The sequence below is a fragment of the Pseudomonas sp. CP4 genome (assembly GCF_047758505.1).
Taxonomy (GTDB): domain Bacteria; phylum Pseudomonadota; class Gammaproteobacteria; order Pseudomonadales; family Pseudomonadaceae; genus Aquipseudomonas; species Aquipseudomonas fluorescens_AO.
Genome location: NZ_CP180489.1, coordinates 2777833 through 2796862 on the forward strand (window position 1 = coordinate 2777833; position 19030 = coordinate 2796862).

General features: G+C 60.8%; 11 protein-coding genes and 3 pseudogenes. 8 read left to right on the plus strand and 6 right to left on the minus strand.

Going from position 1 to position 19030, the window contains the following annotated elements; translation table 11 throughout:
* The first annotated feature begins 214 nt into the window (after nucleotides 1-214).
* Nucleotides 215-4168 (plus strand): trifunctional transcriptional regulator/proline dehydrogenase/L-glutamate gamma-semialdehyde dehydrogenase, encoded by a 3954-nt coding sequence (putA, locus tag ACMYUN_RS12305; protein ID WP_415763845.1) that lies wholly within the window; start codon nucleotides 215-217, stop codon nucleotides 4166-4168.
* A gap of 165 nt (nucleotides 4169-4333) precedes the next feature.
* Nucleotides 4334-6136, plus strand: coding sequence for an acyl-CoA dehydrogenase (locus tag ACMYUN_RS12310; RefSeq protein WP_415763846.1), 1803 nt, complete (start codon nucleotides 4334-4336; stop codon nucleotides 6134-6136).
* 141 nt (nucleotides 6137-6277) lie between these two features.
* Here the strand turns inward: ACMYUN_RS12310 and ACMYUN_RS12315 are convergent, their stop codons facing one another.
* The 4 genes and pseudogenes from ACMYUN_RS12315 to ACMYUN_RS12330 all read right to left on the minus strand — a co-directional run bounded on the left by ACMYUN_RS12315 (nucleotide 6278) and on the right by ACMYUN_RS12330 (nucleotide 8844).
* Entirely contained in the window at nucleotides 6278-7123 is an 846-nt protein-coding gene (locus ACMYUN_RS12315) for a methyl-accepting chemotaxis protein (RefSeq protein ID WP_405045556.1), read from the minus strand.
* A gap of 69 nt (nucleotides 7124-7192) precedes the next feature.
* Nucleotides 7193-8275: pseudogene (locus tag ACMYUN_RS12320) on the minus strand (cache domain-containing protein); the annotation flags it as partial.
* A gap of 39 nt (nucleotides 8276-8314) precedes the next feature.
* Nucleotides 8315-8617, minus strand: a complete 303-nt coding sequence (locus ACMYUN_RS12325) for a cell division protein ZapA (RefSeq protein ID WP_039756738.1) — start codon at nucleotides 8615-8617, stop codon at nucleotides 8315-8317.
* Nucleotides 8614-8844, minus strand: a complete 231-nt coding sequence (locus tag ACMYUN_RS12330) for a hypothetical protein (protein WP_016772015.1) — start codon at nucleotides 8842-8844, stop codon at nucleotides 8614-8616. Before ACMYUN_RS12330 ends, ACMYUN_RS12325 begins: the two co-directional genes overlap by 4 nt.
* A gap of 343 nt (nucleotides 8845-9187) precedes the next feature.
* On the opposite strand from ACMYUN_RS12330, the pseudogene ACMYUN_RS12335 reads away from it, so the two are divergent.
* The 5 genes and pseudogenes from ACMYUN_RS12335 to selO all read left to right on the plus strand — a co-directional run.
* Nucleotides 9188-9844: pseudogene (locus tag ACMYUN_RS12335) on the plus strand (MCP four helix bundle domain-containing protein); the annotation flags it as partial.
* Between the two features lie 303 nt (nucleotides 9845-10147).
* Nucleotides 10148-10747 (plus strand): annotated as a pseudogene (locus ACMYUN_RS12340) (methyl-accepting chemotaxis protein); the annotation flags it as partial.
* A 294-nt stretch (nucleotides 10748-11041) separates the two neighbouring features.
* Nucleotides 11042-12784 (plus strand): potassium/proton antiporter, encoded by a 1743-nt coding sequence (locus ACMYUN_RS12345; protein ID WP_024011302.1) that lies wholly within the window; start codon nucleotides 11042-11044, stop codon nucleotides 12782-12784.
* Between the two features lie 34 nt (nucleotides 12785-12818).
* A complete protein-coding gene (gene mscK, locus ACMYUN_RS12350; protein WP_415763847.1) occupies nucleotides 12819-16172 on the plus strand; it encodes a mechanosensitive channel MscK in 3354 nt (1117 codons plus the stop codon).
* 48 nt (nucleotides 16173-16220) lie between these two features.
* The gene (gene selO, locus ACMYUN_RS12355) at nucleotides 16221-17684 is read left to right on the plus strand and encodes a protein adenylyltransferase SelO (RefSeq protein ID WP_415763848.1); all 1464 of its coding nucleotides are present in this window, start codon (nucleotides 16221-16223) and stop codon (nucleotides 17682-17684) included.
* Between the two features lie 5 nt (nucleotides 17685-17689).
* On the opposite strand, the gene ACMYUN_RS12360 is transcribed toward selO, so the two are convergent.
* Both ACMYUN_RS12360 and ACMYUN_RS12365 read right to left on the minus strand, forming a co-directional pair.
* On the minus strand, nucleotides 17690-17977 hold the full coding sequence (locus ACMYUN_RS12360) for a type II toxin-antitoxin system PemK/MazF family toxin (RefSeq protein WP_415763849.1): 288 nt from the start codon (nucleotides 17975-17977) through the stop codon (nucleotides 17690-17692).
* Nucleotides 17978-18051: 74 nt separating this feature from the next.
* Complete coding sequence (locus ACMYUN_RS12365) at nucleotides 18052-18558, minus strand: hypothetical protein (RefSeq protein WP_415763850.1); 507 nt, start codon at nucleotides 18556-18558, stop codon at nucleotides 18052-18054.
* Here ACMYUN_RS12365 and trxC point away from each other — a divergent pair.
* A complete protein-coding gene (trxC, locus tag ACMYUN_RS12370) occupies nucleotides 18557-18991 on the plus strand; it encodes a thioredoxin TrxC (RefSeq protein WP_129998237.1) in 435 nt (144 codons plus the stop codon). The genes ACMYUN_RS12365 and trxC overlap by 2 nt on opposite strands.
* Nucleotides 18992-19030 lie beyond the last annotated feature (39 nt).

A 19030-nucleotide genomic window follows, 5' to 3' on the forward strand; every position in this document is an offset into this window, starting at 1 on the left:
CCCGTTTTTGCTCCCTTTTGTCGCAGTCATGGCTCTTTGCTAGAAGCAAAAGCACCAAGCAGGAGCAGCACTTTCGTACCAGAAAATATTTCCTGACGAGCTGCGTATTATTCCGGCAAAAAAAGGGTTGCACCCGGTTGCACCTCATTCAACGCACGGCTAATCTTGCGGCCAGCTGATGCCACGCAACTGTGGCAACCATGAGGATAAAAATATGGCTACCACCACCCTTGGGGTCAAACTCGATGACCCGACCCGCGAGCGCCTGAAGGCTGCCGCAACCTCGATTGATCGCACGCCGCACTGGCTGATCAAGCAGGCAATTTTCAATTACCTGGAAAAACTCGAGGGTGGTGCAACCCTGACCGAGTTGAACGGTTTGACCGCCAAAGACGCCGATGACGCAGGCGAAGTGCAGACCGATCACGCTCACCAATGCTTCCTCGAATTCGCTGAAAGCATCCTGCCGCAATCGGTTCTGCGTGCTTCGATCACCGCCGCCTACCGCCGCCCTGAGCCGGAAGTGGTGCCGATGCTGATCGAGCAGGCGCGCCTGCCGGCCCCGATGGCTGAAGCCACCAACAAACTCGCCGCGACCATCGCCGAAAAACTGCGTAACCAGAAAAGTGCCGGCGGTCGTGCCGGTATTGTTCAAGGTCTGTTGCAGGAATTCTCCCTCTCGTCCCAGGAAGGCGTGGCGCTGATGTGCCTGGCCGAAGCGCTGCTGCGCATCCCGGACAAAGGCACCCGCGATGCGCTGATCCGTGACAAGATCAGCACCGGCAACTGGCATCCGCACTTGGGCAACAGCCCGTCGCTGTTCGTCAACGCTGCGACCTGGGGCCTGCTGCTGACTGGCAAACTCGTCTCCACCCACAACGAAGCCGGCCTGACCTCGTCGCTGAGCCGCATCATCGGCAAGAGCGGCGAGCCGATGATCCGCAAGGGCGTCGACATGGCCATGCGCCTGATGGGCGAACAGTTCGTGACCGGCGAAACCATCGCCGAAGCGCTGGCCAATGCGAGCAAGTTCGAAGCCAAGGGCTTCCGTTATTCCTACGACATGCTCGGTGAAGCGGCACTCACCGAAGTTGACGCGCAGAAATACCTGGCCTCGTACGAACAAGCGATCCACTCGATCGGCAAAGCCTCCCACGGCCGTGGGATTTATGAAGGCCCGGGCATTTCCATCAAGCTCTCGGCCCTGCACCCGCGTTACAGCCGCGCGCAGTACGAGCGGGTGATGGACGAGCTGTACCCGCGCCTGCTGTCGCTGACCCTGCTGGCCAAGCAATACGACATCGGTCTGAACATCGACGCCGAAGAAGCCGACCGCCTTGAGCTGTCGCTGGATCTGCTCGAGCGTCTGTGCTTCGAGCCGCAGCTGACTGGCTGGAACGGCATCGGTTTCGTCATCCAGGCTTACCAGAAGCGTTGCCCGTACGTGATCGACTACGTGATCGATCTGGCCCGCCGCAGCCGCCATCGCCTGATGATCCGCCTGGTGAAAGGCGCGTACTGGGACAGCGAAATCAAACGCGCCCAGGTCGAGGGTCTGGAAGGCTATCCGGTCTACACCCGCAAGGTGTACACCGACGTTTCCTACATTGCTTGCGCACGCAAACTGCTGTCGGTGCCGGAAGTCATCTACCCCCAGTTCGCTACGCACAACGCCCACACCCTGTCGGCGATTTACCACATTGCCGGTCAGAACTATTACCCGGGCCAGTACGAATTCCAGTGCCTGCACGGCATGGGCGAACCGCTCTACGAGCAGGTTGTCGGCAAGGTTTCCGAGGGCAAGCTGAACCGTCCGTGCCGCGTTTACGCCCCGGTCGGCACTCACGAAACCCTGCTGGCGTACCTCGTGCGTCGCCTGCTGGAAAACGGTGCCAACACCTCGTTCGTCAACCGTATCGCCGACCAGTCGATTTCGATTCAGGAACTGGTGGCCGATCCGGTTGCGCAGATCGAGCAGATGGCCACCGTGGAAGGCGGTTTCGGCCTGCCGCACCCGCGCATTCCACTGCCGCGTGATCTGTACGGTGCCGAGCGCGCCAACTCCAGCGGCATCGACATGGCCAACGAACATCGTCTGGCTTCGCTGTCCTGCGCTTTGCTCGCCACTGCACACAACGACTGGAAAGCCGCGCCGATGCTCGGTTGCGCCTCCAGCAACGAAACGCCGGCAGCCGTGCTGAACCCGTCCGATCACCGCGATGTGGTCGGTCACGTTCAAGAAGCTACCGTCGAAGACGTCGACAACGCCATTCAATGCGCGCTGAACGCCGCGCCGATCTGGCAGGCCACGCCGCCGGCCGAGCGCGCGGCGATTCTGGAACGTGCCGCTGACTTGATGGAAGGCGAGATCCAGCCGCTGATGGGCCTGTTGGCTCGTGAAGCCGGCAAGACCTACGCCAACGCCATCGCCGAAGTCCGCGAAGCCGTCGACTTCCTGCGTTATTACGCAGTGCAGGCGCGCAACGATTTTAGCAACGACGCCCACCGCCCACTCGGTCCGGTGGTGTGCATCAGCCCGTGGAACTTCCCGCTGGCAATCTTCAGCGGCCAGGTCGCTGCGGCATTGGCCGCCGGTAACCCGGTACTGGCCAAACCGGCTGAGCAGACTCCGCTGGTTGCGGCTCAGGCTGTGCGCCTGATGCTCGAAGCCGGCATCCCGGAAGGCGTGCTGCAACTGCTGCCGGGCCGTGGTGAAACCGTCGGCGCCGGTCTGGTCGGTGACGAACGCGTCAAAGGCGTGATGTTCACCGGTTCCACCGAAGTCGCGCGCTTGCTGCAACGCAACATCGCTGGCCGTCTCGACAGTCAGGGCCGTCCGATTCCGCTGATCGCCGAAACCGGTGGCCAGAACGCGATGATCGTCGATTCCTCGGCACTGACCGAACAAGTGGTGATCGACGTAGTGTCGTCGGCCTTCGACAGCGCCGGTCAGCGCTGCTCGGCACTGCGCGTGCTGTGCCTGCAGGAAGATTCCGCCGATCGCGTCATCGAAATGCTCAAAGGTGCGATGGCCGAAAGCCGTCTCGGCAACCCCGAGCGTCTGTCCGTGGACATCGGCCCGGTGATCGACGCCGAAGCCAAGGCCGGCATCGACAAGCACATCCAGGGCATGCGCGATAAAGGTCGCAATGTTTACCAAGTGGCGATTGCCGACAGCGAAGAGATCAAGCGCGGCACCTTCGTCATGCCGACCCTGATCGAGCTGGAAAGCTTCGACGAACTGCAACGCGAAATCTTCGGCCCGGTACTGCACGTGGTGCGCTACAAGCGCAAAGAGCTGGATAACCTGATCGGCCAGATCAACGCCTCCGGTTACGGCCTGACGCTGGGCGTGCACACGCGCATCGACGAGACCATCGCCAAGGTGATCGACAACGTCAACGCCGGTAACGTCTACGTCAACCGCAACATCGTTGGTGCCGTGGTCGGCGTGCAGCCGTTCGGCGGCGAAGGCCTGTCGGGTACTGGCCCGAAAGCCGGTGGCCCGCTGTATCTGTATCGCCTGCTGTCGACGCGTCCGACCGACGCCATCGAACAATCCTTCGCTCGCGGTGACGCCATCGTCGCCCCGGACGTGCGCTTGCGCGATGCCATGAGCCAATCGTTGAACGCGCTGAAAGCCTGGGCCGACAACAACAAGTTTGCCGACCTGAGCACTCTGTGCGTGCAATACGCGGCGCAATCGCAGAGCGGCATCACCCGCGTGCTGGCTGGCCCGACCGGCGAGAAAAACAGCTACGCGATCCTGCCGCGCGAACACGTACTGTGCCTGGCGGAAGTTGAGGGTGATCTGCTGACGCAACTGGCGGCTGTGCTGGCGGTGGGCGGTTCGGCGGTGTGGCCGGAAACCGAGCTGACCAAGGCGTTGTTCGCCCGTCTGCCGAAGGAAGTCCAGGCGCGAATCAAGCGCGTTGCCGACTGGAACAAAGACGAAGTGGTGTTCGATGCCGTGCTGCATCACGGCCACTCTGACCAGTTGCGCGGCGTCTGCCAGCAGATCGCCCAGCGTGGCGGTGCAATCGTTGGCGTTCAGGGCCTGTCCCAGGGCGAGACCAACATTGCCCTGGAGCGTCTGGTGATCGAACGGGCATTGAGCGTCAACACCGCTGCGGCGGGGGGTAATGCCAGCCTGATGACGATTGGATAAAAGCAGCTACAAGCTTCGAGCGACAAGCTGCAAGTAAAAGCAAACTGCTCTTACTTGCAGCTTGAAGCTTGTGGCTTGTGCCGCCCCATCACCCTTATCTATCTTCCTTCCCCATTTTTATGGGCCTACCTAGACTGCGGCATACTTTCTTTAAGGTAGGCCGCCATGTCCGAGACGCTGCTCAGTTCCCGCAATCTGGCTTTCGAGCTGTACGAAGTCCTCGATGCCGAGGGCCTGACCCGGCGCGAGCGCTTTGCCGAGCACAATCGCGAGACCTTCGACGCCGCCATCGGCACCGCGCGCAACATCGCCGAAAAGTATTTCGCCCCGCACAACCGCAAAGGCGATGAAAACGAGCCGCGCTATGAAAATGGCCAGGCCATTCTGATTCCCGAAGTGAAACCAGCGGTGGATGCCTTTCTCGAGGCGGGATTCCTCAACGCCGCGCGCAGTTTCGAGGCCGGCGGCATGCAATTGCCGACCCTGCTGTCGCAAGCCTGCTTCGCGCACTTCCAGTCCGCCAACGCCGCGTCGACCTCGTACCCGTTCCTGACCATGGGCGCGGCCAACCTGATCGAGAGCTTCGGCAGCGCAGAGCAGAAACAGCGCTTCCTGCAACCCATGATCGACGGACGCTTCTTCGGCACCATGGCCCTGACCGAGCCCCACGCCGGTTCATCACTGTCGGATATCCGCACCCGCGCCGAGCCTGCATCCGACGGCACCTATCGCCTGAAGGGCAACAAGATTTTCATTTCCGGTGGCGATCACCCGCTGTCGGAAAACATCGTGCACATGGTTCTGGCCAAACTGCCCGACGCCCCGCCGGGGGTGAAAGGTATTTCGCTGTTTATCGTGCCGAAGTTTCTGGTCAACGATGACGGCAGCCTCGGCCAGCGCAACGACGTGCTGCTCGCCGGCTTGTTCCACAAGATGGGCTGGCGCGGCACCACATCGACGGCGCTGAACTTCGGCGATAACGGCGAGTGCGTCGGCTATCTGGTGGGCAAGCCGCACCACGGCTTGAGCTACATGTTCCAGATGATGAACGAGGCGCGGATCGGCGTCGGCATGGGCGCAGTCATGCTCGGTTATGCGGGCTACTTGTACTCACTGGAATATGCTCGCGAACGGCCGCAGGGTCGGGTGCCCGACAGCAAGGATCCGAGCACGGCGCCGGTGGCGATCATTCAGCACGCGGACGTCAGACGCATGCTGCTGACGCAGAAATCCTACGTCGAAGGCGCATTTGACCTCGGCCTGTATGCCGCGCGGCTGTTCGATGACACCACTACGCTGGAAACCGAAGCCGAGCGTAAACAGGCACATGAGCTGCTGGACCTGCTGACGCCGATCGTCAAATCCTGGCCTTCGGAGTTCTGCCTGAAGGCCAATGAACTGGCGATCCAGATTCTTGGCGGCCACGGCTACACTCGCGAATACCCGGTAGAGCAGTACTACCGCGACAACCGCCTGAATCCAATCCACGAAGGCACCCACGGCATTCAGTCGCTGGATTTGCTCGGGCGCAAACTGTCACAAAACGGCGGCGCCGGTCTGAAGCAATTGATCAGATTGATCGCCAACACTGGCGAACGCGCCACTGAGTACGACTCGCTGACTGCGCTGCGCGAACCGCTGGAAAAACTCGTGGCCCGCCTGCAAACCGTGACCATCGGCCTGCTCACCGATCTGGCCCAAGGCAAGGTCAACAGCAGCCTGGCGAACTCGGCGCTGTACCTGAAAGTGTTCGGCCACGCAGTGATCGGCTGGCGCTGGTTGGAGCAGGCGATCCGCGCCGAGGAAGGCCTGGCCAAAGGCAATTCGGCGGATGTCGACTTCTATCAGGGCAAGTTGCAGGCGGCGCGGTATTTCCTGACATGGGAAGTGCCGGGATGCCAGCATGAGCTGGACTTGCTGGAGGCGCGGGATGATACGTGTCTGGGGATGCGCGAGGAGTGGTTCTGATCCGGATTATGCGTAGTGGCTGATGCCGTCTTCGCGGGCGAGCCCGCTCCCACAGGTATTGTGGCGTGTTCATGATGCGTGAACACCCCAGAACCCTGTGGGAGCGGGCTTGCCCGCGAAGAGGCACGAGCTGACGGAGCATCAACTCAACTTGAACCCACCCATCTGCCGCGCCAGATCATCCGCCAGCCGCTGCAACATCTGACAATCCTCACGACACGCACGAACCTCCCCCGCCGTCGCCCGCGCCAGATCGGAAATCCCCTGCACATTGCGGTTGATCTCTTCAGTCACCGCCGACTGCTCTTCGGTCGCTGTCGCCACCTGATGGTTCATATCGCTGATGCGCTCGACCTGGCCGGTGATCGCCGTCAGCGATGCACCGGTCCGCTGGCTTGATTCAACCCCGGTGCCAGTTGCCGCCTGGCCGGTGCGCATCGAAGACACGGCGTTCTCCGCACCTTGCTTGAGGCTGCCGATCATCAGTTGAATTTCGTCGGTCGAGGCCTGGGTTCTGCGGGCCAGGGTGCGCACTTCATCAGCGACCACTGCGAAGCCACGGCCCATGTCGCCAGCGCGGGCGGCTTCGATGGCGGCGTTGAGTGCCAGCAGATTGGTCTGTTCGGAAACGCCACGAATCACCGCCAGCACCGAATCGATCGACGCCACTTGCTGCGCCAGCTCAGCCACCGCCCCCGCCGCCACGCCGATGTCATCGGACATGCTTTCGATATGACGGATCGAGCCGCCGACCACCTCCCGCGCCTGCAACGCTTCATCACGGGCTGTTTGCGAGGCGAGCGCGGCATTGCCGGCGTTCTGCGCGATTTCCTGCACGGTCAGGCCCATTTCGTGAACGGCCGTGGCGACCATGTCGGTCATTTCCTGTTGGCGGCCGGATCGCTCGGCGGTGTTGTCTACCACCTTCGCCACTTGGCCCACGGCCGTGCGCAAGCGCTCGCTGGTGGTCAGCACTTCGCCGATCATCGCGCGCTGGCTGTCGAGGAAACGGTTGAAGCCGCGAGCCAGGTCGCCGAGCTCATCGGCACGACTGGAATCTAACCGGTGAGTCAAATCTCCACCACCGCTACCGATGGCCACCAGCGCCCGTGTTACTTGTCGAATCGGTCGCACCAGCCCCTGCGCCAGCCACACCACAAGCGCCAGGCAAACCAACGCCACCACCAGACCGATGCCGCCACTCATCCACATCGCTTTGCGCGCTTCGGCGTAGATCTGCGACTGTGGCACTTCGGCCACCAGCGTCCAGCCGAGATCGCGCAGGGGCAGGCTGAAGGCGAGGAAGTCTTCACCGTCGCGCTGGAAGCTGCTGTTGACCGCCTCTTTGTGGCCCATCAGCGCTTGCGCCGCGTTGGCACCGATCTGCTCGGTCAAGGTGCGTTTGCCGCTGAACTGCGCTTCAGGATGGACCTGAATCAGACCGTCGGAACGCACGAGATAGACCTTGCCGCGCTCGCCGAAGCTGAAGTTGTGAATCAGCTCCGACAGCTCTTTCATGCTCAGCCCGAGCCCGGCGACACCGACGACTTTACCGGCCTGCTCGACCTTCAAATCGATGAACAGGGCCAGCTCGCCAGTGGCGCCGTCGTTGTCGATATTGAGGGTGCGCGGCTGATTGCTGTCGAGAAAGGAATAGAACCAGGCGTCGGCCGGTTTGGCGCGACTGAGGGTGCGATCCAAGCCTTTTTCGGTGATGTAGTGGTTGGATTCAGTGCCGATGATCAGCGCGGTAAACGCTTTGTGTTCAGCGCGGATGCCTTCCAGATACTGCGCGAAGAGCGCAGTTTTGCTGCTGTCTTCGCCGGATGCCAGCCAGTCACGCACCATGCTGTTGCTGGCGATGTCTTTGGCGGCGGTGAGCGGTTGTACGAGGATCCGTTCGATGTCGTTGCGCGTCGCTTCAATGCTCGACGGCAGCGCTTGTTCGACCAGATAGCTCTGGGCGAGGCGGTTGACCACCAGGGTATAAATGCCAACCACAATCACGATGCTGATCAGCAGGGCCGCGCCCATGCCGAGAATCAACTGCCACTGAATACTGCGTCGCCACCACTGCATGGAACACCCCCAAGGAATAAGTGGCCGAAACACTGCAACAGCCGTGCCGATTGTATACATCCCAACCGACAATCTATTCCCTGGTTGTGCGCAACCTCATCAGCCCTGACTGATGGTCTTGGCAATCGTCTCGACCGTGGCGCTGACTTGCTCTTGATAACGCTCGAGTTCTTCTTTGTGCTGCTTCTTCATTTCGATCTGCTGCGAGCACAGATTCATCGCTGCCAGCACCAGCAAACGGTCACCGATCAGCGTCGGGTATTTGCGCTTGGTGTCTTCCAGCGCTGCCTTGAGCATCATCGCCGCGTCCAGCAGGGTCTGTTCTTCCCCGGCCGGTGCCTTGATCGAATAGTCCTCGCCGAGAATGGAGATGACTTTTACCCCTGCTGTGCCGTGGTTCATGCGCTGACGGGACCGGCGTTGACGCGATCAACCAGCGCCTGAATGCGCGCGGCGGTGGCGCCGTGTTTTTCTTCCTGCTCCATCAGGTTCAGTTGCAGGTTTTCGTTTTCATCCTTGGCCTGGGCCAGTTCCGTGGACAGGGTCTGGTTGGTCTGCAGCAGGGTCTGGTTCTGTTGCACCAGGTCGCTGACGAGCTGTTCCAATTGGCTGAGGGATGCTTCCAACATTTTGATCTTCCAAGCGTTTTTCAAAGGGCGCGTACGATAAAGAAAAGTCACCACGGATGCCAGGGTTAAACCGGCGCAAGGCCTTGATTTTCCTGGGTGGCGAAGCTTCTCGCGAGTTTAAAAGACTGTGAATGGTCGATCTGGTTCCTGCACTTCGTCGCACAGAGCCGTCTGCGACAAATACGCACACCACCTCAAGACTTTAGTCGTATGACCGATAAGTCACCCATACAGCAGTCTCAGCCCGCATGGATGCGGCCCTTTTCGGTATCCGCCCATGTCCCTTCGCAATATGAATATCGCCCCACGGGCGTTTACTGGTTTCGCCCTGATCGGCGGCCTGATGTTGATCCTCGGCGTGTTTGCGCTGAACCAGATGAGCAAAATCCGCGCGGCCGGCGAAGACATCGCCACCGCCAGCGTGCCATCGATCAAGGCCCTCGATGAGTTCACTCAACTGACCCTGCGCCTGCGTGTGCTTTCTTACCGCCTGCTGATCAACCGCGAACCCGACGTGCAGCAGAAAACCATCGAGCTGTTCGACCTGCGCAACCGCCAGATCGCCGATGCGCAACGCGCCTATGAGCCACTGATCGAAGGCCCGCAGGAACGTGCGGCGTACGATCAGTACGTGCAATTGCTGGCGCAGTACCGTCAGCTTGAAGAGCGCATGAAAACCCTGTCGCGCAACAATCAGGTCGACGAGTTGCGGCAGATGCTCAACAGCGATTTGCTGAGCAATTCGGAAGCGGTGAATACCGCGCTGGCGCGCTTGCTGGAGATCAACACCCAGCAGATCGCCGAGACCAATCAAGGTGCCAGTGACCAGTATTCAATGTCGTTCAACCTGGTCGTCACCCTGTTGGTGATTGCCAGCGGCCTGACGTTGCTGTTCGCCTGGTTATTGACCACTAGCATCACCAAGCCGATTTCCAAGGCACTCGAAGCGGCGGAAACCATCGCCGAAGGCAACCTGACCCAGCCGATCCATGTCGATGGCGAAGATGAAGCCGGGCGCCTGCTGGCGGCCATGGCGAAGATGCAATCGAAGCTGCGCGACACCCTGCAGCGCATCTCCGGTTCGGCCACACAGCTTGCGTCTGCTGCGGAAGAGCTGAACAGCGTCACCGACGAAAGTGCTCGCGGCCTGACCCAGCAGAACAATGAAATCGAGCAGGCGGCCACTGCGGTCAATGAGATGACCAGCGCCGTCGAGGAAGTCGCGCGCAACGCGGTCAGCACTTCGGAAGCCTCGAAGAACGCCACCACTTCGGCGGGCGACGGTCGTGATCTGGTGCAGGAAACCGTCAGCGCCATCGAACGCATGAGCGCCGATGTGCAAAGCACCGCGTCCCTGATCGGCGATCTGGCCAATGAATCCCGCGACATCGGCAAGGTGCTCGACGTGATTCGTGGCCTCGCCGATCAGACCAACCTGCTGGCCTTGAACGCAGCGATCGAAGCGGCTCGTGCCGGTGAGGCCGGTCGTGGTTTTGCCGTTGTGGCGGACGAAGTGCGCGCACTGGCCCATCGCACCCAGCAGTCGACCAGCGAAATCGAGCGCATGATCGGCAGCATCCAGAGCGGCACCGAACACGCCGTGGATTCAATGCGCAACAGCACCGAACGCGCCGAATCGACGCTGAACATCGCCCGTGGCGCGGGGATGTCGCTGGACACCATCAACAGCGCCATCGTTGAGATCAACGAGCGCAACCTGGTCATCGCCAGCGCCGCCGAAGAGCAGGCGCAGGTAGCGCGTGAAGTCGATCGCAACCTGGTCAACATCCGTGATCTGTCGGTGCAATCGGCGACCGGGGCGAATCAGACCAGCGCGGCGAGCAATGAGCTGTCGCGCTTGGCGCTGGATCTGAACAACATGGTTGGGCGGTTCAGCCTGTAACACACTTCGCTGGAACTTCCCCTGTGGTGAGGGGATTTATCCCCGTTGGGTGGCGAAGCCGCCCCAAAAACAGCGTATGCGGTTCCACCTGAGGACCCGCGTACAACGGTTTTACGACGGCTGCGCCGCCGAACGGGGATGAATCCCCTCGCCACAGTCATCACTCGCCGCATCTGCAAGGCGATTCTGCACAAAAGCTTTTTGACAGCATCACATTTCAACAGGTTAGAATCGCTGGCACGCAGACTGCATGGTCAGTTTGTGCCTCGTCTTTACGCTTCTGGAGTACTGCCTTTGAATGCGACGACCATCAACAGCCTGTTCTTGATCGGCGCGTTGCTGGTAGGCGCAAGCATTCTGGTCAGCTCGCTTTCTTCACGTCTCGGCATTCCGATTCTGGTCATCATTCTCGCGGTCGGCATGGCGGCCGGGGTCGATGGTGGCGGGATCATTTTCGACAACTACCCGACGGCCTATCTGGTCGGCAACCTCGCCCTGGCGGTGATCCTGCTCGACGGCGGTTTGCGCACGCGGGTATCGAGTTTCCGCGTGGCGTTATGGCCGGCGCTGTCGCTGGCCACGGTCGGCGTCTTGATCACCACCGGGCTGACCGGCATGGCCGCTGCGTGGCTGTTCGACCTCAATCTGATTCAGGGTCTGCTGATCGGTGCCATTGTCGGTTCAACCGATGCCGCTGCGGTGTTCTCGTTGCTCGGCGGTAAAGGCCTCAACGAACGGGTCAGCGCCAGCCTGGAAATCGAATCCGGCAGCAACGACCCGATGGCGGTGTTTCTCACCGTGACCCTGATCGACATGCTCGCCAGCGGCGAGACCGGCCTGCACTGGAGTCTGCTGACCCACTTGATCCGCGAATTCGGCATCGGTGGCGTGATCGGTCTGGGCGGCGGTTGGGTGATGCTGCAATTGGTCAACCGCATCAATCTTGCCGCCGGGCTGTATCCGATCCTGATCATCGCTGGCGGGCTGGTGGTGTTTGCGCTGACCAACGCCTTGCACGGCAGTGGCTTCCTTGCCGTGTACCTGTGCGGTCTGGTCATCGGCAACCGCCCGGTGCGCAGCCGCCACGGCATTCTGCACATGCTCGACGGCATGGCGTGGCTGGCGCAGATCGGCATGTTCCTGGTGCTGGGCCTGCTGGTCACGCCCCACGATCTACTGCCGATCGCCCTGCCCGCCCTCGGTCTGGCGCTGTGGATGATCCTGTTCGCGCGGCCGCTGTCAGTGATGGTCGGCTTGCTGCCGTTCAAAGCCTTCCACGGTCGTGAAAAGGCTTTTATTTCCTGGGTCGGCCTGCGCGGCGCGGTGCCGATCATTCTCGCGGTGTTCCCGCTGATGGCCGGCCTGCCGCAAGCGCAGCTGTATTTCAATCTGGCGTTCTTCATCGTGCTGGTGTCGCTGCTGGTGCAGGGTACGAGCCTGCCGTGGGTGGCCAAATTGCTCAAGGTGACCGTTCCGCCAGAACCCGCGCCGATATCCCGGGCGGCACTGGAAGTGCATGTGACCAGCGAGTGGGAGCTGTTCGTTTACAAGCTCGGCGCGGAGAAATGGTGCATCGGTTCGCCCCTGCGTGAGCTGAAAATGCCCGAAGGCACACGCATCGCCGCCCTGTTTCGTGGCCAGCAACTGCTCCATCCGTCGGGTAGTACGGTGCTGGAAGTCGATGATTTACTGTGTGTTATTGGCCATGAACACAACCTGCCGGCCCTCGGCAAACTGTTCAGCCAGGCGCCGCAACGTGGCCTCGATCTGCGTTTCTTCGGCGACTTCGTGCTTGAAGGAGACGCCCAGCTTAAAGCGGTTGCAGCGTTGTATGGCTTACCGGCCGAAGGCATCGATCCGGACATGACTTTGGGCGCGTTCATTGCGCAAAAAGTCGGGGGTGCCCCCATCGTCGGTGACCAGGTGGAATGGAACAACACCCACTGGACGGTGGCGGTCATGGACGGGAACAAGATCGGCAAAGTGGGCGTCAGATTCCCCGAAGGAAGTCGCCCGGGCCCCGGACTCTTCCTCTAAACTGCCTCCACTCTCACTTGCTTGACCGGTCTCTATGCCTACCCTGCGCTCCTTTTTCGCCGCGGCCCTGCTGGGCCTCAGTCTTGTCGTCGGCCCGCTGCATGCTGCCGAACCACCGTCCAGCGATGCCGTGCAGGCCAGCCTCGACAAGCTGGCCGACAGCAAACTGCCGGACGCCGACAAGAAGACCCTGCAGACCGTCATGCAGAACACCCTGAATCAGCTGAACAACCAGCGTGATTACGAGCAGAAGCTGATCGATCTCAAGCGTCAGCTGGCCAACGCGCCGAAGCAGACGATCGAGAACACCCGCGAACTCAGCCGCCTCAAGGCCACCGCACCAGTGCCGGTCGCGCAGCGTTTTCCGAAAGAGTCGATCCAGCAACTGGAGCAGATCCTCACCGATCGCTCGACCCAGCAAAGCGATCTGCAGAAAGCCCTGGCCGAAGCCAACAGCCTGATCATCACCGCGCAGACTCGCCCCGAGCGCGCTCAGGCGGAGATTTCCGCCAGCCAGACGCGCATCCAGCAGATCAACACTATCCTCAAATCCGGCAAGGACACGGGCAAAACGGTCACCGCCGAACAGCGCGACCAGTTGAACGCCGAACTCGCCGCACTCAATGCACTGATTCCGCTGCGCCGCCAGGAACTGGCCGGCAACACCCAGTTGCAGGATCTGGGCAACGCTCAGCACGACTTGCTTTCGGAGAAATCCGATCGGCTCGACCGCGAGATCCAGGAATTGCAAACCCTGATCAATCAGAAGCGTCTGGCGCAGTCGCAGGAAACCGTCACCCAGCAATCGATCGAAGCGCAGAAGGCCGGCGGCAGCAGCCTGCTGGCGAGTGAGAGCGCGACCAACCTCAAGCTTTCCGATTACTTGCTCAAGAGCACCGACCGTCTCAACGAAGTCACGCAGCAGAACCTGCAGACCAAACAGCAACTCGATACCCTGACCCAGAGCGATTCGGCACTGGATGAGCAGATCAGTGTGCTCAAGGGCAGCCTGCTACTATCGAAAATTCTCTATAAACAGAAGCAGGCACTGCCGCACTTGAAGGTCGACCGCGACCTCGCCGACCAGATTGCCGATATTCGCCTGTATCAGTTCGATGTCAGCCAGCAACGCGAGCTGCTGAGCAGTCCGGCCACCTACGTCGACAATCTGCTGGCCACGCAGCCGCCGGAGCAGGTCACGCCGCAATTGCGCAAAAGCCTGCTTGATCTGGCCAACACCCGCGCTGATCTGCTCGAGCGGCTGAACCGCGAGTTGAGCGCGATGCTCAACGAATCGATCACCCTGCAGCTCAACCAGAAGCAATTGCTGAGCACCGCGCAAAGCCTGCGCGCGACGCTCGACGAACAGATGTTCTGGATCCCCAGCAACAAGCCGCTGGACGTGGAATGGATGCGCGGCGTGCCCGAGCGCCTTGAGCGGCAGGTCAACACCTTGCCGTGGGCGTCGAGCCTGAGCGAGCTGACTGACGGCCTGACCCAGCGGCCATTGTTGTTCCTGCCATTGGCGCTGCTGATCGGCGCCCTGTTGTGGCGACGCAAGGCCCTGTACGGACGACTCAACAAGGTTCACCAGGACATCGGCCATTTCAAGCGCGACAGCCAGTGGCACACGCCGCAGGCGATTCTGATCAATATTCTGTTGGCGATGCCGGTGGCGCTGGGTCTGGCGCTGTGCGGTCTGGCCTTGCAGATCGACGCGCGCGGGCAGAACGCCAATATGGGCGCGGCGCTGCTGCAGATGGGGCAGGCCTGGCTGGTGTTCTACACCGCGTACCGGATTCTCGCGCCCGGTGGCGTGGCGGAATTGCACTTCCGCTGGGAAAAGCCACAGGTCGAGTTCCTTCAGGGCTGGGTGCGTCGACTCGGCCTTGTAGTAATGGCGCTGGTGGCCGTGGTGGCCGTCGCCGAGTTGCAACCGGCGGCGCTGGCCGATGACGTGCTCGGCATGCCGGTGGTGCTGACCTGTTACGCCTTGATGGCCTGGCTGCTCAGTCGCCTGCTGATCAGCAGCCCGACGCACCAGAACGCTTCGCTGTTCCGCAAAGCCGTCGGGGTGATGTTCACCCTGCTGCCGATCGCCCTGTTTGTCGCGGTGTGCTTCGGCTACTACTACACCGCGCTGAAACTCAGCGACCGCTTGATCAACACCCTGTACCTGCTGATGTTCTGGCTGGTGATCGAGGCCACTTTCGTCCGGGGCCTGAGCGTTGCCGCGCGGCGCCTGGCTTACCAGCGCGCGCTGGCCAAACGGCAGGCGGCGAAAGAGGCCGGCGACGGCGAAGCGGTGATCGAAGAGCCAACCCTGGACATCGAAAAGGTCAACGAACAGTCCCTGCGCCTGATCCGCCTGGCCCTGCTCGGCGGTTTCATCGCGGCGCTGTACTGGGTCTGGTCGGACCTGATTTCGGTGTTCTCGTATCTGGACAACATCACCCTCTACGAATACACCAGCGGCACCGGCGCCAACATGAGCATGGTGCCGATCAGCATCGGCGACATGCTCGGCGCGCTGATCATCATCGGCATCACCTTCGCGCTGGCGCGCAACTTGCCCGGTCTGCTCGAAGTGTTCGTGCTGTCCAAGCTCAATCTGGCGCAGGGCAGCGCTTATGCGACAACCACGCTGCTGTCCTACGTGATTGCCGGCGTCGGTTTCGTCACCACCCTGTCGACCCTCGGCGTCAGTTGGGACAAGTTGCAGTGGCTAGTGGCGGCGCTGTCGGTGGGCCTCGGTTTCGGCATGCAGGAGATCTTCGCCAACTTCATCTCCGGCATCATGATTCTCTTCGAACGCCCGGTGCGGATCGGCGACACCATCACCATCGGCAACCTGTCGGGCACGGTAAGCAAGATCCGCATCCGCGCCACGACCATCACCGATTTTGACCGCAAGGACATCATTGTCCCGAACAAGACGTTCATCACCGGGCAACTGATCAACTGGTCGCTGACCGACACCATCACCCGCGTCACGTTGAAACTCGGCGTCGATTACGGCTCGGATCTGGACCTGGTCAAGGAACTGCTGCTCAAAGCAGCTCGGGAGAACCCGCGTGTGCTCAAAGAACCAGAGCCGCACGTGTACTTCCTCAACTTCGGCGAAAGCACCCTCGATCACGAACTGCGCATGCATGTGCGCGATCTCGGTGACCGCAACCCGGTGCTGGATGAGGTCAACCGCTTCATCAACCGAGAGTTCAAGAAGCAGCACATCAACATCTCGTTCCGGCAGATGGAGGTTTATCTGAAGAACCTGCACGGTCAGGAATACAAGATGGTGCCTGTGGAGCCGGAGAACAAAACCATCGTGCCGGTCGTCGACGGGCAGAAACCGTTGCCGGAACCGCCACCGAGCAAACTCGACTAACCGACATGGTCCCAGCAGAATGCTCGGACATTCTGCTGGAGCCGGCCCGTGAAAGCCCTCGACGAACTGACTTTCGACAACCGCTTTGCCCGTCTGGGCGACGCGTTCTCCGCGCACGTGCTGCCCGAGCCGATCGACAATCCGCGCCTGGTGGTCGCCAGCCCGGCCGCTCTGGCCTTGCTCGATCTCGATGCGGCCAGCGCCGACACCGAAGAATTCGCGCAACTGTTCGGCGGCCACAAACTGTGGGCCGATGCCGAGCCACGGGCGATGGTGTATTCCGGCCATCAGTTCGGCGGCTACACCCCGCAACTGGGTGACGGTCGCGGCCTGCTGCTGGGCGAGGTCTACAACAACGCCGGCGAGCATTGGGATTTGCACCTCAAAGGCGCCGGGCAGACGCCGTTTTCGCGCATGGGCGATGGCCGCGCGGTGCTGCGCTCATCGATCCGTGAGTTCCTCGCCTCTGAAGCGCTGTACGCGCTGAACATTCCGTCTTCGCGGGCCGCCTGCGTCATCGGCTCCGACACGCCGGTCTGGCGGGAAAAGCAGGAACGCGCGGCGATGGTGCTGCGTCTGGCGCCGAGCCATATCCGCTTCGGCCACTTCGAATATTTCTACTACACCAAGCGCCCCGAGCAGCAGAAACAGCTCGGTGAGCATGTGCTGGCGATGCACTTCCCCGAATGCCTCGAACAACCGGAACCGTATCTGGCGATGTTTCGCGAGATCGTCGAGCGCAACGCCGAGCTGATCGCCAAGTGGCAAGCCTATGGCTTCTGCCATGGCGTGATGAACACCGACAACATGTCGATCCTCGGCATTACCTTCGACTTCGGCCCGTTCGCCTTCCTCGATGACTTCGACGCGCATTTCATCTGCAATCACTCCGATGATCAGGGCCGCTACTCGTTCAGCAATCAGGTACCGGTGGGCCAGTGGAACCTCAGCGCCCTCGCACAGGCACTGACGCCGTTCATCAGCGTCGAGGCCCTGCGCGAAACTCTCGGCTTGTACCTGCCGCTGTTCCAGGCACATTACCTCGACCTGATGCGCCGCCGCTTCGGCTTCACCACTGCCGAGGACGACGACCAGCAACTGCTGGAAAACCTGCTGCAACTGATGCAGAACAGCGGCGTCGACTACACGCTGTTCTTCCGCCGCCTCGGTGAAGAGTCAGCCGAACAGGCCATCGCCCGCCTGCGCGACGATTTTGTCGATATCAAAGGTTTCGATGCCTGGGGCGAACGCTACGTCGCCCGGGTGACTCGCGACGGCAATGCCGATCAGGCACAACGCCGAGCACGGATGCATGCGGTCAATCCGCTGTACATCCTGCGCAATTACCTGGCGCAAAAAGCCATCGATGCCGCCGAGCAAGGCGATTATTCCGAGGTGCGCCGGCTGCATGCGGTGTTGAGCAAGCCGTTTGAGGAACAGCCGGGAATGGAAGGTTATGCCGAGCGGCCACCGGAGTGGGGCAAGCATTTGGAGATCAGTTGTTCTTCGTAGGCGCTTCAGCTTAGCGGGTCGATTGCACTGATTACACGGTCGACGATGTCAGACATTGTCACGTCATCCAGTCGCTCGATGAATTTGGCCGTGCCGTCTCGTACCCGTTGTTCTATGTCAAAACTGCGAACCTGATTACACACCGCTACACCATTGGTTTCGTGGCCAGTAATGGCGACCGCCAAACCCATATTCCGGCTGAAATTCCCACCGCTAGTAACAGGCACCGTCATGCTCAGGCCCAATGCGTTGATCTCTCTGGGCGTGATCACCACAAAGCGATGTCTGTTCATCATCTCCCGCCCCGCCACTGGGTTTGGATCAATCCAGTAAACGTCACCCCGCTGAGGGGGCTGTCGGCGCACCATCAACCCAGCTCCCGGCCGACAGAATCACCTTCAAGGGTCTCGCTAGTCTGGGCGTTAAGTTTCTGCAATTCTTCTGCGCCTTCGAGTAGCTCTGACAAACTATAACGCTTACGCGTAGCGGCTACGGCTGGACGAGCAATCAGTTCGCCATCGACCACATTCAGCTCTAGCTGTGCGCCAACCTCCAGATGCAACAACTTTAAAAGCGTGGGCGGAATCGTAATGACGGCAGCGCCGCCTTGGCGGCGTATCTTGGAAGTTACGGACATTATGTCGCTCCGATTTGATGCATAGGAACCATCGATTCCTGGATTAGTGCAACAAAAGTAGCACGCAGATAAAGACAAAGCGATCTCCTCACGACAAGCGTAAAACGCCGAATTGGTCTTCAGACTAGCCATCGATCCCGGAACTGTTTTGAGAAAAATGTGAGCAGTTGCGACATTGATAAGTTGGCAGATCGACTTCAAATCAGTTCTATAGACTCCTATCAGAGAACCAATCATGACCACCCCACTCCTCATCCCCTGCCCCACCTGCAACGGCCTCAACCGCATCCCCGCCGAGCGCCTGGCTGACCAGCCCAAATGCGGGCGCTGCAAGTCTGCGGTGCTGTTGAGCAAACCGTTCGAGCTCAAGCAAGGCGATTACGCCAGTCAGATCAAGGGCGATCTGCCGTTACTGGTGGATGTCTGGGCGGACTGGTGCGGGCCGTGCAAGTCGTTCGCGCCGGTGTTCGAACAGGCTGCGGCGCAGTTGGCGGGCAAGTGTCGGCTGGCCAAGCTCGACAGCGAGGCGAACCAGCAGTTGTCGGCGCAGTTGGGGATTCGCTCGATTCCAAGTCTGATTCTGTTTAGAAACGGCAGGGAAGTGGCGCGGCAGAGCGGTGCGTTGCCATTGCCGCAGTTGATGGCGTGGCTGCGTAGCCAAGGGATCTGACCCAACACAGAAACCTGTGGGAGCTGGCTTGCCAGCGAT

Bases quoted from the DNA above. Each gene is read 5' to 3' on its own strand.
- ACMYUN_RS12330 (WP_016772015.1), bottom strand. From the start codon at position 8,844: ATGTTGGAAGCATCCCTCAGCCAATTGGAACAGCTCGTCAGCGACCTG.
- mscK (WP_415763847.1), top strand. From the start codon at position 12,819: ATGCCTACCCTGCGCTCCTTTTTCGCCGCGGCCCTGCTGGGCCTCAGT.
- ACMYUN_RS12325 (WP_039756738.1), bottom strand. From the start codon at position 8,617: ATGAACCACGGCACAGCAGGGGTAAAAGTCATCTCCATTCTCGGCGAG.
- ACMYUN_RS12365 (WP_415763850.1), bottom strand. From the start codon at position 18,558: ATGATTGGTTCTCTGATAGGAGTCTATAGAACTGATTTGAAGTCGATC.
- putA (WP_415763845.1), top strand. From the start codon at position 215: ATGGCTACCACCACCCTTGGGGTCAAACTCGATGACCCGACCCGCGAG.
- ACMYUN_RS12310 (WP_415763846.1), top strand. From the start codon at position 4,334: ATGTCCGAGACGCTGCTCAGTTCCCGCAATCTGGCTTTCGAGCTGTAC.
- ACMYUN_RS12360 (WP_415763849.1), bottom strand. From the start codon at position 17,977: ATGAACAGACATCGCTTTGTGGTGATCACGCCCAGAGAGATCAACGCA.
- trxC (WP_129998237.1), top strand. From the start codon at position 18,557: ATGACCACCCCACTCCTCATCCCCTGCCCCACCTGCAACGGCCTCAAC.
- ACMYUN_RS12315 (WP_405045556.1), bottom strand. From the start codon at position 7,123: ATGATCGGCGAAGTGCTGACCACCAGCGAGCGCTTGCGCACGGCCGTG.